This is a genomic window from Aureimonas jatrophae (assembly GCF_900104035.1).
GTDB lineage: Bacteria > Pseudomonadota > Alphaproteobacteria > Rhizobiales > Rhizobiaceae > Aureimonas > Aureimonas jatrophae.
This window is the reverse complement of sequence record NZ_FNIT01000001.1, coordinates 736,821-752,971: the sequence shown is the minus strand read 5'-3', so window position 1 is coordinate 752,971 and position 16,151 is coordinate 736,821. Positions and strand designations below refer to the sequence as shown.

General features: G+C 64.8%; 14 protein-coding genes. 10 read left to right on the top strand and 4 right to left on the bottom strand.

Features of this window, described 5'->3' with window-relative positions:
* Nucleotides 1–13 precede the first annotated feature (13 nt).
* The 3 genes from BLQ76_RS03680 to BLQ76_RS03670 all read left to right on the top strand — a co-directional run bounded on the left by BLQ76_RS03680 (nt 14) and on the right by BLQ76_RS03670 (nt 2,412).
* Nucleotides 14–571 carry a sigma-70 family RNA polymerase sigma factor gene (locus BLQ76_RS03680; RefSeq protein ID WP_090668929.1) on the top strand — a complete coding sequence of 186 codons (558 nt, stop codon included), beginning with the start codon at nt 14–16 and terminating at the stop codon, nt 569–571.
* Entirely contained in the window at nt 568–1,233 is a 666-nt protein-coding gene (locus tag BLQ76_RS03675; protein ID WP_090668925.1) for an NrsF family protein, read from the top strand. The genes BLQ76_RS03680 and BLQ76_RS03675 overlap by 4 nt, the downstream gene beginning before the upstream one ends.
* Before the next feature lie 147 nt (nt 1,234–1,380).
* Nucleotides 1,381–2,412, top strand: a complete 1,032-nt coding sequence (locus BLQ76_RS03670) for an adenylate/guanylate cyclase domain-containing protein (RefSeq protein WP_090668922.1) — start codon at nt 1,381–1,383, stop codon at nt 2,410–2,412.
* 182 nt (nt 2,413–2,594) lie between these two features.
* Here the strand turns inward: BLQ76_RS03670 and BLQ76_RS03665 are convergent, their stop codons facing one another.
* The gene (locus BLQ76_RS03665) at nt 2,595–3,473 is read right to left on the bottom strand and encodes a LysR family transcriptional regulator (RefSeq protein WP_210184135.1); all 879 of its coding nucleotides are present in this window, start codon (nt 3,471–3,473) and stop codon (nt 2,595–2,597) included.
* 92 nt (nt 3,474–3,565) lie between these two features.
* On the opposite strand from BLQ76_RS03665, the gene BLQ76_RS03660 reads away from it, so the two are divergent.
* Both BLQ76_RS03660 and BLQ76_RS03655 read left to right on the top strand, forming a co-directional pair.
* Complete coding sequence (locus tag BLQ76_RS03660; RefSeq protein WP_090668919.1) at nt 3,566–4,153, top strand: LysE family translocator; 588 nt, start codon at nt 3,566–3,568, stop codon at nt 4,151–4,153.
* Between the two features lie 17 nt (nt 4,154–4,170).
* Nucleotides 4,171–4,536, top strand: a complete 366-nt coding sequence (locus tag BLQ76_RS03655; protein WP_090668916.1) for a cupin domain-containing protein — start codon at nt 4,171–4,173, stop codon at nt 4,534–4,536.
* A 198-nt stretch (nt 4,537–4,734) separates the two neighbouring features.
* Here the strand turns inward: BLQ76_RS03655 and BLQ76_RS03650 are convergent, their stop codons facing one another.
* On the bottom strand, nt 4,735–5,127 hold the full coding sequence (locus BLQ76_RS03650; protein WP_090668913.1) for a winged helix-turn-helix transcriptional regulator: 393 nt from the start codon (nt 5,125–5,127) through the stop codon (nt 4,735–4,737).
* Between the two features lie 82 nt (nt 5,128–5,209).
* Between BLQ76_RS03650 and BLQ76_RS03645 the strand changes: the two genes are divergently transcribed.
* Entirely contained in the window at nt 5,210–5,941 is a 732-nt protein-coding gene (locus tag BLQ76_RS03645) for an SDR family NAD(P)-dependent oxidoreductase (RefSeq protein WP_090668910.1), read from the top strand.
* Nucleotides 5,942–6,379: 438 nt separating this feature from the next.
* Here the strand turns inward: BLQ76_RS03645 and BLQ76_RS03640 are convergent, their stop codons facing one another.
* Together BLQ76_RS03640 and BLQ76_RS03635 are read right to left on the bottom strand one after the other, a co-directional pair.
* Complete coding sequence (locus BLQ76_RS03640; protein WP_183193198.1) at nt 6,380–7,516, bottom strand: GGDEF domain-containing protein; 1,137 nt, start codon at nt 7,514–7,516, stop codon at nt 6,380–6,382.
* Between the two features lie 266 nt (nt 7,517–7,782).
* Nucleotides 7,783–8,184 (bottom strand): response regulator transcription factor, encoded by a 402-nt coding sequence (locus BLQ76_RS03635; RefSeq protein ID WP_090668904.1) that lies wholly within the window; start codon nt 8,182–8,184, stop codon nt 7,783–7,785.
* Between the two features lie 208 nt (nt 8,185–8,392).
* Between BLQ76_RS03635 and BLQ76_RS03630 the strand changes: the two genes are divergently transcribed.
* The 4 genes from BLQ76_RS03630 (at nt 8,393) to BLQ76_RS03615 (ending at nt 16,119) form a co-directional block, all read left to right on the top strand.
* Complete coding sequence (locus BLQ76_RS03630) at nt 8,393–10,339, top strand: HWE histidine kinase domain-containing protein (protein WP_170842456.1); 1,947 nt, start codon at nt 8,393–8,395, stop codon at nt 10,337–10,339.
* A 155-nt stretch (nt 10,340–10,494) separates the two neighbouring features.
* Nucleotides 10,495–13,458 (top strand): response regulator, encoded by a 2,964-nt coding sequence (locus tag BLQ76_RS03625; RefSeq protein WP_090668899.1) that lies wholly within the window; start codon nt 10,495–10,497, stop codon nt 13,456–13,458.
* A 44-nt stretch (nt 13,459–13,502) separates the two neighbouring features.
* On the top strand, nt 13,503–13,808 hold the full coding sequence (locus BLQ76_RS03620; RefSeq protein ID WP_090668896.1) for a hypothetical protein: 306 nt from the start codon (nt 13,503–13,505) through the stop codon (nt 13,806–13,808).
* 169 nt (nt 13,809–13,977) lie between these two features.
* Nucleotides 13,978–16,119 (top strand): histidine kinase dimerization/phosphoacceptor domain -containing protein, encoded by a 2,142-nt coding sequence (locus BLQ76_RS03615; protein WP_244519455.1) that lies wholly within the window; start codon nt 13,978–13,980, stop codon nt 16,117–16,119.
* The last annotated feature ends 32 nt before the right edge of the window (nt 16,120–16,151 follow it).

Below are 16,151 nucleotides of genomic sequence, written 5' to 3'. Positions count from 1 at the left end.
GGGACGTCACCCCTTGACCCCGCGCTCGCGCGAGGAGGATTGGTCGGCTTGGATGGCGGCGGCACTGGAGGGCGACGAGTCCTCCTACCACCGCTTCCTCGAAGCTGTGACCCCGCATCTCAGGATGCTTGCCGCGCGCCGCCTGTCCGCGTTCGGCGCCGATAACCAAGATCTCGAGGATGTCGTCCAGGAAGCGCTTCTCGCGATCCATCTCAAGCGCGGCACATGGGATCCCCAGCGTCCGATCGGCCCCTGGATCTCCACGATCGCCCGCAACAAGCTCATCGACGCCCTGCGGCGGCGGGGACATCGCGTGCACGTTCCGATCGACGACGTGGTCGACCTCGTCCCGGACGAGCGGCAGCCGGCAACGGATGACCAGCATGACGTCGGCCGGATGCTGGGCAGCCTGAAACCCGTCCAACGCGACATCGTCCAGTCCGTGTCGCTCGACGGGTCCAGCGTTCGCGAGACGGCCGCCCGCCTTTCGATGACGGAAGGCGCGGTGCGCGTCGCGCTACACCGGGCGCTAAAGAGTCTCGCGGTGCTTTATCGCGGAGGAACCACATGAGCCCCGACAACGATCGCGTTCCCGGGACCACCATCGGGACGGACCGTCTCATCCGGGTCCTGTCGAAGGACGCGAAGGTTCGGGTCCGCTTCGGCCGGGTCATCGTTCTGGCCGCCATCGCGGGCCTTGTCGCGGCTGCGATCTCCTACCTCGCCATGCTGCATCCGCGGCCCGACCTCGAGGCCCTGCTGCGCACAGCCCGCGTCCTCTTCAAGTTCCTCGTCACGGTTCCGTTGGCCGGAGCCATGATCGGACTTCTCGATCGCATCGGTCGCCCGGCGGCACCGCTCGGGGCCTGGCCATGGCTTTTGGGTGGCATCGCCGCGGTGCTGACGACGGGCGTCGGCGTGGAGCTGGCGATGTCGCCTCCGGCGGAATGGGCGACCCGCCTCGTCGGGACGAATGCGGGTTACTGCCTGTTCTTCATCCCCGCGATCGCGATCGGTCCCCTCGTCTGCTTCATCGCGGCGCTTCGCCAGGGAATGCCCTCGTGTCCGGGACTGGCGGGGGCGGCGGCGGGCGTCGCCTCCGGAGCCATGGCGGCCGCCTTCTATGCCACCCACTGTCCCGACGACAGTCCGCTGTTCGTGGCGACGTGGTACACGCTCGCCGTGGGGATCACGGCCGTCTTCGGCTATGTCGCGGGACGGCGGTTCCTGTGACGTTGGACGATGGGTCGAAAGTCGGGCGACCGGCTTTCGCGCTTTGAGAGCCGTGGCCGATCCGGCATTGTCCGCGTGCCCGTCCGCAGCGACGCCATGGCAAAGGCTGGGCCGGGTCAGAAGCCAACCGTTCGAACAGTTCGGGACATGTCAGCGCAACGGCATCACCTATGGCTCCTCCCGGTCGCACCCCTGATCGGAGCGCTGGCCGGGCTCTTCTACTGGTTCACCCTCGATCAGGACGGAACGCTCATCGGATCCGTCGTGCGCGGGGTCTGCATCGGAACTCTGATCCTCTTCTACGAGCGCGAACTCCTGCTTCCGGCGTGGCGAAACCGCATCCGGCGCTGGGCCACGCCGCTTTTCGCGCTGGCCACGCTCGTCACCTACGCCTCGATGATCGTCGTCGCCAACATCATCGCCGGAACGGTTCTGCAGCTCGGATTGGACGTCACGGAGAGCGCCCGGGCGGCGATGGTGATGTCGCAGTCCGGGTTCGCCTACTCGATCGCAGCGTCCTTGGTCGTCATTCTCGTCTTCCGGATCCGGGATCTGGTGGGACCCAAGGTGTTCGGCCATCTTCTGCTCGGCCTCTATCATCGCCCGATCCAGGAGGAACGGGTCTTCCTGTTTCTCGATATCGTCGGGTCCACGAGCTTTGCGGAAAGGAACGGCGATCTGGCGACCCAGATCTGGCTCGGCCGCATCTTCAACGCCCTCGCCGCACCGGTTCGCCGATCCGGCGGCTCGATCGACGACTACGTCGGCGACATGGCCTTGATCACCTGGACGATCCGGAGCGGCACGCGCGATGCCGCCTGCCTTCGCTGCGTCTTCGACTTCGCATCCGTGCTGGAGGCCGACGCCGCGTCCTGGGAAGCGGATCACGGGGGCGTACCGCGCTTCCGCGCGGCCCTGCACTGCGGACCGGTGGTAACAGCCGAGATCGGTCTGGAGCGGCACAAGATCACCTATTTCGGTGACGTGGTGAACACCACAGCCCGGCTCGAAGCCCTGTCCAAGACGCTCGACGTGCCGGTTGTCGCGTCCGCGGACCTGATCCGGCGGATCGATCGACTGCCCGCCTCCCTGCGCATCCGCGATCTCGGCACCCATACCGTTCGCGGGCGCGATGGCGCCCTTTCGGTGGTGGCCGTTTCATCGAGCCGGGAGCCTTGAGGAACTGACCACGATACGGTTCCGGGACAGGATCGCCGACGCTTCCGGCGCTTTCCCGTTCAGGACCAGTCGCGGAGCGGCAGGCTCGAGGGCGCCACGCCGGGAGCGGACGCTTCGCGTGCGACCCACCGATGTCGCGCGAAGCAATCAGGGGCTTGTCTGTGTCGGTCCGTCCGGTGTCGTCAGGCCACCAGCCGAGGACGCGCCATCGCGTCGCGAAGTTGGCGGGCCAACTCGTCGAACACCGCGCCCCGGGCACCGTCGGTTCGATGCAACGTGACGGCGAACGAGGGAAGCGGAGGGAGGTCCGCCTCCGACGCTAGGATGTCGAGATCGGCGGGAACGGTGGAGGCGAGCCAGGCCGAGACGGCCAGATCCATTCGCACGATGGTTCGCGTCGCGTCGAGGCCGCCATTCTCGAACACCATGCGGCTGTCACGCCCAGTCCGCGCGAGGGCTGCCGTCACGGCGGGCCGGAACACGCAGGTTTCGGCGACCAGCGAGATCGGCAGCGGCGTTCGCTTGTGGGCTTGCCCGAAGCGGGCGCCGACCCAGACGAGACGGTCGATGGCCAGAACTTCGCCGCCTTCCGTACCGACCGCCGCCTCCACCACCGCAAGGTCGAGGTGGCCTCGTCGAACCAGATCGAGAAGATCGGGCGACGGGGCGCAGACGAGCGAGAGCTCGACCTTCGGGAAGGCCTCGCAGTAGGTCTTCAGGCTTGCCGCGAAGCATGGCGCCAGGAGGTCGAACGGGAGGCCGAGCCGCACGGGACCGGAGACAGCGCCGCCTTCGATCTCGGACCAGATCTCGTCGTTGGCGGCGATCAGGGGACGGGCTCGCTCGAGGAACCGCTCGCCGGATGGGGTCAGCCGCAGGCCTCGTGGGTCGCGCGTGAGAAGAGCCGCGCCGACCAGGGCTTCGAGCCGTGCGACCTGCTGACTGATCGCGCCCTGCGTCACATGCAGGAGGTCGGCCGCCCGTGTCATGCTGCCTTGATCCGCGACGGTGGCGAAGGTGCGCAGAAGGGCGATGTCGAGATTGCGGACCATGACGGGCATTAGTGCAGCTAATTCTCGCCATGAGCAAGATTAGCTTCGCTGAACCGCCTCCGATCGGTAGAAATCGGGTGCTTCCCGCTGGATCGATCGTGATGGACGCCTTTCTTTCCCTGCTTGTGTTCGCCCTCGTCGCAACCGGCAGTCCCGGCGGCGCCACAGCGATGGCGACGATATCCGGCGTCAACTTCGGCTTCCGCCGGTCGCTTCCCCTGATGTCCGGCATCGCGGCGGGCCTGGCCTCCATGGCCGCCCTCGCGGGTCTGGGTTTGGGTGGCCTCCTGTCGGCGCACCCCTCGCTGGCCCTCGGCATGAAGGTCCTGGGTTCGGCCTACCTCCTGTGGCTCGCGTGGCAGACGGCCCATCGGGGAGCGCCGCACCTGAGCGCCTCGGCCAGACCGAATGGCTTTCTGGCGGGAATCTGGATGCTTTGGCACAACCCCAAGGGATGGGCGATGACGACGGGAGCAGCCGCCACCTTTGTCGCCCTGGCATCCAGCCCGACCCACCTCGGTGTGCTTCTGGGTGCGGTGTTCGGCGTCCTGTCGCTCCTGTCCCTTTCGCTCTGGTGCGTGGCGGGGCTGGTTCTCACGCGCATCATCCGCAGCGACCACCAGTGGCGCCGTCTCAATACGTCGCTCGGTCTGCTTCTGGCCCTCTCCGTCGTCCCCGTCTGGCTGTGAAGATCGAGGAAGCACGCATGGATCCCGTCCATCTCATGTCCGCCGTCCACGCCGTCACCGAGTACTGGTCGCCCAAGGTGGTCGGTCGCGTGAACGACCAATACGTCAAGGTGGCCAAACTCTTGGGTGAGCTGGTCTGGCATCGGCACGAGGACGAAGACGAGCTCTTCCAGGTGTTGCGCGGGCGTCTGCGCATTCAGTTTGAGGGCGGACGCGAGACCGTTCTGGAGGCTGGCGAGTTTTGCGTCGTGCCGAGGGGCGTCCTGCACAACCCCGTCGCCGAGGAGGAATGCTGGATCGTCCTGATCGAGACGGTCACGACGAAGCACACGGGCGACGTCGCAACGCCGCGCAGCAAGTCGATCGAACAGCAGCTGACGTGATCGCGACCGAACGCGCCGGATGGCCCGCCCTTCGAACCATGCTGAGGCTCCGGGAAGCCGACGGTCGCCTTCTCGTCCGACCCGATCGATCGACGTGCGGGATGCCGACGTCACCAGCACCCGGGCGGCGGTCCGTAGCCCGCGGGTCCCGGTTTTGGAGGCAGGGGCGAGTTCGCCATCCGCTTCCGCACGGTGCCGCTATCGGCCGGCCTTTGCCTGATCGTAGCGCGATCCCGCTTGCTCGATGTCGGGTCCGTAAGCCAACGCCCATGCGCAAAGCGCCTCGAACGGCGCGCGCAGCGAATGGCCGAGCGGTGTGATCGTGTACACCACGCCGATCGGCGCGGTCGGCAGGACGGTCCGCGTCACGAGGCCGTTGCGCTCCAGCCGCTTCAGGGCGTCCGCCAAAGCCTTGTGCGTGATGCCGTTCAGCCTTCGCTTGATCTCGTTGAACCGTGCCGGCTGGGGGCAGAGTACGGTCAGGATCAGGATCGTCCACTTGTCGGCGATCCGATCCAGGATCGGCCGGATGGCGGCCATATCTGTGCAGGCCTGCTCCGACAAACGCGCAAGCTCGGTATCGTCCAGCATATCTACGCTCATCTAAGTGCGTTCTTGTGATCAGATACCCTTCGTATATCTGGATGCCGTCGCTGAACAAGGAGCCTGTGCGATGGCCAGAGTTGAGAACAAGATCGCCCTCGTGGTCGGAGGTGCCAGGGGCATTGGGCTGGCGGTTGCCGAACGCCTGTCGAGCGAGGGAGCAACCGTCTTCCTCACCGGGCGACGGGCCGACGAGGTCGAGGCCGCCGCTCGCAAACTGGGTGGAAGGGCTCGCGGCTTGGTGGCTGATGCCAGTGCGCCGGACGATCTGGCGCGTGTCGTCACAGCAGTGACGGACGCGCACGGACGGCTGGATCTGCTGGTCCTGAACGCCGGCCTGTCCGAACCCGCCGCGATTGCGGATCAAAGCGTGGAGCACTTCGACCGCCACTTCGCGGTGAACGTGCGCGGCATGGTGCTCGGCCTGAAGGCGGCGCTGCCTGCGATGGGCGACGGCGCTTCGGTGGTCCTGATGGGATCGGTCGCGGATGCCATGGGCATCCCGCCTTACGGGACCTATGCGGCCACAAAGGCGGCCGTGCGATCCTATGCCCGCACCTGGGCCGCCGAACTCGCGCCGCGCGGCATTCGCGTCAACGTCGTGGCACCCGGCCCGACCGACACCGACATGATGGCAGCCGTTCCGGAAGATGGACGCGCGGCGCTGATCGCGCCGATCCCCTTGGGCCGCATGGCGCGCCCCGACGAGGTGGCTTCCGCCACACTGTTCCTGCTCAGCGACGAGGCCAGCTTCATCACCGGCTCGGAACTCTGCGTCGACGGGGGAATGGGACAGGTCTAGCGCCGACCGCCTCCAGCGAGTCGTGTCCGCTTCCGGGAACCTGGAAGCGGACAGTCCGGATACCCCTATCGGACGTCGTGCGGCGACACCGGCGCGGCGGCTCGCCTCCACGTCTCCTTCTACGACCGTCCGCCGTCTCGTAGCCGAGGCTCGCCCGCAACGATCCCGACGACGTTTCGGGCGACGTCAACACGAGCGACGACAGCTCGACGCTGCGCACCTCACCGTCCTCCCGACCACCCGAACGAGATCGCCGCCGGCACGGACGGACGATAGCCGCGCGTGAGCTGGAAGGGAACAAGTCGAGCGATGTGCACGACGCGCTCGTCGCGGCCGTGCTGGATTATGCGCACCGACGCCAGCTCGACGCCTGACGGGTCCGGGCATCATCGGCGAGACGACGAGGGCTGCCGCGAGCGGCCCTTTCCATGACTGCGGCTAGGCTGCGACCTGTCCTCGTATCCTGTCGCGCCCTGTGCGCTTGGCTTCATAAAGGCGAATATCGGCTCGTCGGATCGCTGCCGCGAGCGTTTCATCTGCCCCTTCCCCCAGCCGAAGCCCAAGGCCGAAACTGGCGGTCTGCCGCTCGTCGATGCCCTCCTCCGTCCAGTCATGCGCCGCCATGGAAGCCCGCAAGCGGACCGCGATCATTTCGGCTTGGCTCATCGTGCGCCCCGGCAACCAGACGACGAACTCCTCGCCGCCGACACGTGCCCCAGCGCAACCTCTCGGCAAAGTGCGATGGATCAGATCCGCGAACGCGACGAGAACGCGATCTCCAACTTCGTGGCCGTACGTGTCGTTGACGCGCTTGAAGTGATCGAGATCGACACTGATCACGCTATCGGGCCGGCCGGCTTGCCCTGGACCGGCTGTGACCTCCAAGCCTCGTCTATTCAGCAGACCGGTCAGCGGATCGATGAGAGCATCCCGCCGATGCGCTGCGACGACATCGGACATGATGCTTGCCAGCGCCAGGATCGCGAACGCGAAGCCCGTGACCATGGCGGTCGCCTGCATCAGGTAGCCGTACTCGCTGCCAAGGAACGTATCGAACGACGTGCCGCCGGTCGTGAAGGGTATGCTAGCTGTGCGGATCAGGTTGTCGACGATGTTGAACCAGGACAGTGCGACGATCGCCCGGTTGATACCGCTCTTTGGCCAAAGCGGGATGAGAACGAGCGCCAGGGCCAGTTGCAGCGAGCACGTCACGTCGGAGGCAATAAGCTCGGCCTGGAGCGTCCCGATCCACAGGACGCCGATGGCGGGCGCAGCGATCGAGATCACCAGAAGAACCAAGCGCAGCCACGAAACCACGGGCCCACCGAAGCGCACAAGCAAGGCGCTGGCGTAGTGGTAAAAGGCGAGCGCGAAGAGCGTGTCGGCCGAAACGGCAACGATCTCGATCGGCAGCACCGGCTCCAGTGCAGGCACAGCGAAGGCCGCAGCCGTTAGAAGATAGGCAACACCCCAGCATCGAGCCTCCGGAGCCGCACCCGCCCGCCGTGCCAAGAGGAACAGGACACCGAAGCCCGACTGGATAAGGGGAATGGTCCAGGCGAAGCCGTCGCCCATCGTTGCCGTCCTTGCTGCGATCGGCTGGAACCTTAGCCAGTCACAATTTCGGAAGCGTTGCCGCATGTTGCACACGGACCGGCGTGCGGGCGACGTCGCGTCGGATCGGATCGGATCGGATCGGATCGGATCGGATCGGATCGGATCGGATCGGAAGAAGCTGGCATGGTCCGGCAGAAGCTGGACGCCCCATCCTCACGGCAGTAAACAACAGCCATTCGCCGTTTGGCACAATCAAACGACAAGTAAGCCAGCCCGCTCTGCAATCAGTTCGATGCTAGGCTTTCCAGTTCTTTGGCGACGCCGGCCAAGCTACGAAGAACGTCTTCAGGAGGATAAGGCTTAGCGAAGAACACGCCGTCAGTCGGCAGATCCGACTGCTGCACCTTCACATTGCCCGAAACAACCATGATGGTGACAGGAGGCCAGCGGTCCCGAACCGCATGAGCAAGCTTTAGACCGTCCATCGTCCCAGGCATATCTATGTCCGTGAACAGGACTCGGATGTCGGAGTGACGCTCCAAATGTCGAATGGCTTGGTCGGCGTTACGCGCGGTGTAGGCGCGAAAGCCCGCCTCTTCTACCAAATCGACGGCCTCAGCCATGATGAACGGGTCATCCTCGACAATCAGGACAGCATAACTGTCGGGTGAGAACGACTGCGCCATAGCGTACCTTGCTTCGCTGTGTTGCGGAGAATGCCCCGCGGCAGGTTTCGATCCCGGTAACGACGATTGCGTGCTGCGTCGAGGCGAATGTGGCTTTCGTCAAACGGGAAACGAACATAGAACGCCTGCGCGGACTTTCGGGACAAAGTGCGCCAGAGCCGAAGGATCGGACGCGGGCATGCATAGGGGTGAACCGGAGCCGACACCGGTGGAGGATGAAGCACGGCTTGCCGCACTGCGTAGCTTCGAGATCCTCGACACATCGCCGGAGACCGGTTTCGACGATGTCGTGACACTTGCCACGCAGATCTGTGACGCCCCGGTCGCCTTGGTGAGCCTAGTGGACCGGGATCGGCAATGGTTCAAAGCCCGCCGAGGCTTCGCGCTAGCTGAGACGCCGATCTCTCAGTCCGTCTGCCAATACGCTCTCCGGCAACCGGAGCTTCTGGTCATCCCGGACTTGGCGCGGGATGAGCGTACGGCGGCCAATACGCTTGTAACCGGGAAGCCGCATCTGCGCTTCTACGCAGGCGCACCGCTCGTCACACCCGACGGACACACACTCGGCACGCTTTGCGTGCTCGATCACGTAGCACGCTCCGACGGTCTGACCTCCGTCCAAGCAGAGGGGCTGTCTGCGTTGGCACGGCAGGTCATGCAGCTTCTCGTGTCGCGCCGCGCGGCCGCTCGCAGCGTCGACGTGATCGGCGATCTGGCCCAAGCGGAGCGAGCCCTACGAGACAGCGAAGCCAAATGGCGTGGCCTGTTTGAAAGCCTGAGCGAAGGGTTCATTCTTGGCAGCGTCATTCGAGACGAGGCAGGACGCGTCGTCGATTGGCGCTACGAAGAGATGAACCGATCCTGGGGCGAGCTCATGAGCCTCGATCCTCGAACGGCGACCGGCCGAACGGTTCGCGAGATCCTCTCGCATGTCGAAGAGGCTTGGGTGCAGGAAATCGCAGGTGTCGTCGAAACCGGGGAGCCGGCACGCTTCACACGGCAGGTCGGCTCGATTGGTCGATGGTACGAGGGGGTCGCCCAGGCCGTCGGAGGCGACCGCTTCACGGTCCTGTTCCAGGAGGTCACCGACCGCATCAAACGCGATCACCGCCAAGCCGCGCTCCTGACATTGGGCGATGAGCTTCGTGATCGGCCTAGCCTAGACGAGATCGTGCTCGCGGCTGCGCGCTGCGTGGCTGACGGGTTGGAAGCCGATCGGGTTGGGTTTGGCACCGTGAGCGCCGCTGGCGACAGCGTCGATGTACAGACCGACTGGTGCGAGCCGGGAATGAGCAGCCTTGCCGGAGGCGCCCTGCCCTTTCGAACCGATGGTGCTGGACATACTGGGATCGTCGCGGTCGACGACATCACTTTGGCCGTAGACTACAGCGCTCAGCGCACGACGCTGGCTGAGATCGATGCGAAGTCATTCATGGGTCTGACCATCAATCGCACCGGTCACCCCTTCGCGCTGGTCTTTGCCCATTCCCGATCCCTTCGGTCTTGGACGGACGGCGAGAAGCAGTTCATGAGCCAGATCAGCGACCGCGTGCAGGTCGCCGTGTCGCGTGTCGAGGCGGAGGAAAGCCAACGCGTTCTCAATCGCGAGCTGGCGCACCGCATGAAGAACACGCTGGCCATGGTTCAAGCCATCGCCACGCAAACGTTGCGTCAGACAACTTCGATGGAGGAAGGACGCAAAGCTATCGGCAACCGTCTATCGGCATTGGCCCGAGCTCAGGACATTCTGACAGGTGCATTGTCGGACGAAGCTGACGTGCGCAGTGTCGTCGAAGCGGCTATCCGTCCGCATAGAACCGGTGAAGGGCGCATTTCGAGCAGCGGCCCTAGTCTTCGCCTCTCGGCGCAGCAGGCTCTCGGCCTCTCGCTCGCGATCCACGAACTGGCGACGAACGCAGCCAAATACGGCGCGCTCTCCAACGAGACCGGTCGCGTCACCATGAATTGGGCCGTGACGGACGGGAGGTTCGAGTTTAGCTGGGTTGAAAATGACGGCCCTAATGTGGCTGTGCCAGAGCGGCGTGGTTTTGGGTCTAAACTGATAGAGCAGATCGTGGCTGCCTACTTTAACGGTGAGGGGCGCATCGACTTCAAGCCCGGAGGCATCCGGTTCGAGTTGACCGGGTCCTTGTAGCGCTTCGTTTTTCAACCGACTGCTCTGCAAGAGCAACGGAGGATGACGAGGTTGCATCCTCATCGCTCAAAGCGCCTATGACCGTGCCTTCAAGAGACTAGATTGCCTCGGCCGGGCACCTCTTCCAACCATCAAAGCCCGCGCAAGGAACATGCATGACGACCGCGACCATCGGGCCCTCTGTGGCTTCTGGCACAGGAGCTCGTCGCCGAGAGCGTCCGCTCGGGTTTGTGGTCTCTGCTATTGTGCTGGGCCTGACGGCCGTCATCCTGGCGTGGACGGTGTGGGCCAGCCAAACGCGTACGCTGTCCAGTCAGGCACAAGGGCGATTGAACGGCGCGCTAGCCGAACTCCTTTATACTGTCACAACCGCCCAAAGCAGCACACGAGGCTTCGTCCTCACCGGCACGGACGTGTTTCTCGACCCTTATCGTCAAGCTTCTGAGGCCTTTCCGTCCGCCTTGGACGCTGTAACGCAGACTCTCGCCGCCGCACGGGTCGACGGTGAAGAGGTCGAGGTCGTCTCCGATCTCGCCCAACAGCAGATGACGTTCATTCAGTCCGTTGTCGACACGCGCGCGCAGTCGGGGTTCGAAGCCGCGTCCACCCTGGTGGCGAGCGGGGTTGGGCGAGAGATCATGGCGGAGCTGCGGTCCGCGACGCGTGAGCTGACCGCTGCGTCCAACGCGGTGATCGAGAACAACATGCGGATCGGCCGATTGCTGGGTTGGGGCCAGCTGGCACTTCTCCTGCCGGCCTTGGGAGCGGCTGGTTATCTCGCGCAGTTGGCATGGCGCCGGCAGGAGGAAGCCCGGGCCGGAGCCGATCTCCTCAGCGACGTGATGGAGGCAGCTCCCGTTGGGGTCGCCTTCTTCGATGCCGAGCGTCACCTTCGCCGCGCCAACGGCGAGTTCTCTGGCATCGTCTCGGCGACCGGCACGAAAACCGCGAAGGAATGGCTTCTCCCGGTTCTCGACCGCGTGCTCGCAACCAGAACCAGCCTCAATGAAACGGGGTTCACCTTCGGCGAAGCGGGCGAGCGTCGGGCGATCCTGTCCGCATTCCCGACCAAGGGAGCCGCCAAGTCGCAGGGCGGGGTTGGCGTCTTCGTTCTCGAAACCACCGAGCAGCAACGCACGAAGGCAGCGCTCGGTGAAGCCAGCGCACAGTTGGCCGCGATCGGCGACAACATTCCCCAACTCGCCTGGATGGCCGAGCCAACCGGTCGCATCGTCTGGCACAACCGTCGTTGGTTCGACTACACAGGAACCGATGCCGCCAGCATGGCCCTCGCAGGCTGGTCCAACGTCATCGAGCCCGAGCATGCGGAGCGTGTCGATGAGGGTTATCGGTCTGCCATCGCAACCGGTGAGCCTTGGGAGGACACATTCCCGCTGCGCGCTGCCGACGGCACGTTCCGTTGGTTCCTGACCCAAGCCGTGCCGATCCGAGACGGGGATGGGCGGGTCGTCCGTTGGTTCGGCACCAACACCGACGTCACCAAGCAGCGGGCACTCGAGGAGGAGTTTCTGGCAGCCAAGGAGGTCGCCGAGAACGCCAACCGAGCCAAGTCGCAGTTCATCGCCAACATGAGCCACGAGCTGCGCACGCCGCTTTCCGCCGTCATTGGTTACGCCGAGATGCTGGAAGAGGAGGTCGAGGACCTAGGCCAGACCCATCTTCTGCCCGACCTCAAGAAGATCGAGGGTAATGCACGCCATCTCCTCAGCCTCATCAACGACGTGCTGGACCTCTCTAAGATCGAGGCCGAACGCATGGACGTGTTCGCCGAGACTTTCGAGTTGGCGACGGTGCTGGACGAGGTCGGGTCCACGGTCGGGTCGCTCATCGGCAAGAAGAACAACCGTCTGGTGATCCAGCACGACGGTGCTCTGGGCGAGATGCATAGCGATCAGGTCAAGATCCGCCAGTGCCTCCTGAATCTCCTGTCGAACGCCTCGAAGTTCACGCAAGACGGGACCATCACGCTGGCTGCCGAGCGTACGAGCGTGGCGTCGCGCGATTGGGTCACCCTGTCGGTGACCGACAGCGGTATTGGGATGACGCCCGAACAGGTCGAGCGTTTGTTTGAGCGCTTCGCGCAGGCCGACGAGAGCACGACGCGCAAGTTCGGCGGCACCGGCCTTGGGCTCGCTATCACCCGCGCCTTCTGCCGGTTGCTGGGTGGTGACATCGGCGTAACCAGTGAGGAAGGGGTCGGCACGACCTTCACGATCCGCATTCCTGCCATCGTGGAAGACACGATCGAGGCAGCTGATATCCCGACCGGCGGTGATGCGAGTGGTACCGGTACGGCGGGTACCGTGCTTGCGATCGATGACGACCCGCACGCTCGCGACCTTATTAGCCGGTTCCTTACCAAGGAGGGGTTCACGGTGCGCACGGCATCCGACGGTGTTGCTGGGCTCGAGATGGCACGTGCGCTCGTACCGGACGTCATTCTTCTCGATGTCACCATGCCCAAGAAGGACGGATGGTCGGTGCTGGCCGAGTTGAAGGAGGATCCGCGGCTCTCGGCGGTGCCCGTCGTCATGGTGTCGAGCCTCGACGAGAAGCGCATCGGCTACGCGCTGGGCGCCTCGGATTACCTCGTGAAGCCGGTCGAGTGGGATCGCTTGAAGGAGATCATGGATCGTTACCGCGATGCGCCGGGCGGCTTGGTTCTCGCCATTGATGACGATGAGGATACACTCTCGCGCTACGCTATGATGCTGCAACGGCAGGGCTTCGAGTTCGCTTCGGCAACAAACGGTCGCCTCGGCCTTCAGCGGGTCGAAGAACGGCGTCCCGATCTCATCCTGCTCGACCTCAACATGCCGGTGATGGATGGGTTCGACTTCCTGGCCGAGCTACGCGCCGACCCGTCCCGTACCGACATTCCGGTCGTTGTGCTGTCGTCCAAGGACCTGAGCGCCGGCGAGCGGCAGACCTTGAACGCTGCGGCCGACCAAGTCCTGTCCAAGACCGACGTCTCGCTGCGCCAACTAGCCGAACGCATTCGAGAGGTTTTGCCGGTTGGTTCTGTACCATCACAGGATGCGCCGCCGTTGGATACCGGAGCATCTCTCATCCATCGGCCGACCCCGCCTACTGAGTGACGTGGCTGCTTGGCGTATCGCGTTCGGCGGAAGCGGGAAGTGGCATGATCGTTTTGGACGACGAGCACTACGGCTGGGTCCTCCTCGAAGAGGACGGAGGCTTTTATCTCGACGTGCTGTGCAGCCATAGTGCGGTGGACTACCTGTTCCTGCTTCGGTTGACCGACGAGGAAGTCGCGCTGTGGCGTGATCGCGGGACCGCTTATCTCGACGATCTCGCCTACCGGATCCACTACAGCGCCCCGGGGGTGCAAGCCAGTCGTTCACCCTACAAGCCGCGCAGTCTGGTGATGGCGCCGGAGCGCGAGCGGGCCACCGAGGCCGTGACGAAGCATCGTTCGGGTGGATAACTGCGCAGCCGATGGATGACACAGTACGCGATGCCTAGTCGCTGCTTAGGCTACGGCAAAAGGCCACGCGCAACCGAGTGCTTCCTACCGAACGCTTCGTTGCCCGACGATCTCCGGGTCCCGTATACGGACCCACAGATCGCTTCGACTTCTCATGCCCGGAGGCCTCGTGCTTCTCCAAGCCCCCGCCGCCCTCGACCTGACGCTGTGCGACCGAGAGCCGATCCATATTCCCGGTTCCATCCAGCCGCACGGCCTGCTTCTCGTCGCCGATCCGCGGACCGGACTGGTGCAGGCCGTTGCAGGCGACGTCGAGGGGCGGCTCACCCCGGAATGGCGCGGCGTTCCGCTGACGGACCTGATTGGCCAGTCGCTCGACACGTCGGCTCTATCGGCAGGCGACGTCGCGGTCCTGGAGCCGTTGATCGGTCAAAAGGAGACGTTCGACGTCTCGGCCCACCTGTCGGGCGAGCATGTTCTCGTGGAACTCGAACCGGCCGAGGCGGCAGGGGAGCGTCCGCTTGCCATGCTGGCTATGCTGGAAGCAGCCAGCCATCGCTTCGAGCGCACGATCGGCTTGAGCGATCTGTACCGCGAGGCCGCCGAGGTGTTCCGCGAACTCACCGGCTACGACCGCGTGATGGTCTACCGCTTTCTGGAGGACGAGGCAGGCGTTGTGGTGGGCGAGTCCGATGCGGACGGCGTCGGCTCCTTCATGAACCACCACTTCCCGGCCGGCGACATCCCGCGGCAGGCGCGCGACCTCTACGTGCGCAACCGTATCAGGGTCATACCGGACGTCGGTTACGAACCGGCCCCGCTTCGCGCCGGGGATGCATCGCTTCCTCCCCTCGACCTCAGCGACGCGTCGCTTCGCAGCGTCTCCCCGATCCACATCCAGTACCTGCGCAACATGGAGGTCGCAGCCTCCGCCTCGGTCTCGATCGTTCAGGACGGGGTGCTGTGGGGGCTGATCGCCTGCCACAACCGCACGCCGCGTCATCTGACGCTCGGCACCCGCGTCGCAGCGCGCACGCTGGCCAGCGGCCTGTCGCGCCAGATCCGCGCCAAGGACGAAGCCGTCCTGTACCGTGAACGCATCCGCTTGCGGGCAAGCGAGGATGCAGCCTGCGCTCGGCTCGGGCGTGATACGACGCTGGCCGAGTTCTTTCGCGATGCGGGTGCAGACCTGCGCAAGATGCTCGGTGCGGACGGGTTTGCCGCGATCCAGGGCGGCGACCTCTTCACGAACGGGCGCTGCCCGGACGATGATGCGATCCTTGAGCTGGGTTCGTTTGCGCGCCGCTCCGTTCCCCACACGCCAGTTGCGACCGACCGCCTGTCTGAAGAGTTGGCGGAAGCGGGACGATACCGGTCCCTGGCCAGCGGTCTCCTCAGTGTCGTGATGTCGACGGAAGTCCCGACCCTTCTTCTCTGGTTCCGGGCCGAGAAGCTGGAGGTGGTCAACTGGGCCGGCAACCCGCACAAGAATGTGGCCGCCGATCCAACGGCCGTTCTGACGCCACGCTCGTCCTTCGAGGACTGGACCGAGACCGTCCGAGGTCGATCGAAGCCGTGGTCGCTGGCCGAGATCGAGTCCGCCGATCGCTTGGTGCGGCGCCTGCGCGAAGAGCGTGCCACGCAACGCCTTCGGGTGCTGAACGAGGAACTGGCGCTCACGATCCGCGAGAATGAGGCGCTGATCGGGCAGAAGGACTTCCTTCTGAAGGAGGTCAACCATCGCGTCCAGAACAGCCTCCAGCTCGTCATGACCTTCCTGCGCATGCAGGCGCTGGAGGCGTCCGGCAGCGAGGCGGTGACGCATCTGGCGGAAGCTCAACGACGGATCGGTGCGGTCTCACTCGTGCATCGCCGACTCTACACCGGTGCGAGCGTCGAGGTCGTGGATCTCGGGCGTTATCTGGAGGAACTGGTCGAGGACCTCGTGTCGTCGATGGAAGAGGGATGGCGTGAGCGTATCCACTTCGATCTCGTACCTGTCCTGATCTCGGCCGACCGGGCCGTCCCCGTTGGTTTGATCGTGACCGAACTGGTGATCAACGCGAGCAAGTATGCCTACGAGGGGCAACCCGGGCCGCTCGCTATCGCGCTCGAGCAGCACCACGACCGCTTCCGGCTCATCGTTGCCGATCGGGGAGCGGGCAAGGGATCGACCGTGAAGGGGACGGGGTTTGGCTCGCGCATGCTGCAGGCGGTGGTGTCCCAGATCGGTGGAACGTTGGAGACCCACGACAACCGGCCTGGTCTGCGCACCGTGGTCTCCGCGCCCGTTAAGATGGTTTGGTCGTAGCCAGCGACAGTGGGCGTGGACCGCAATAAAAA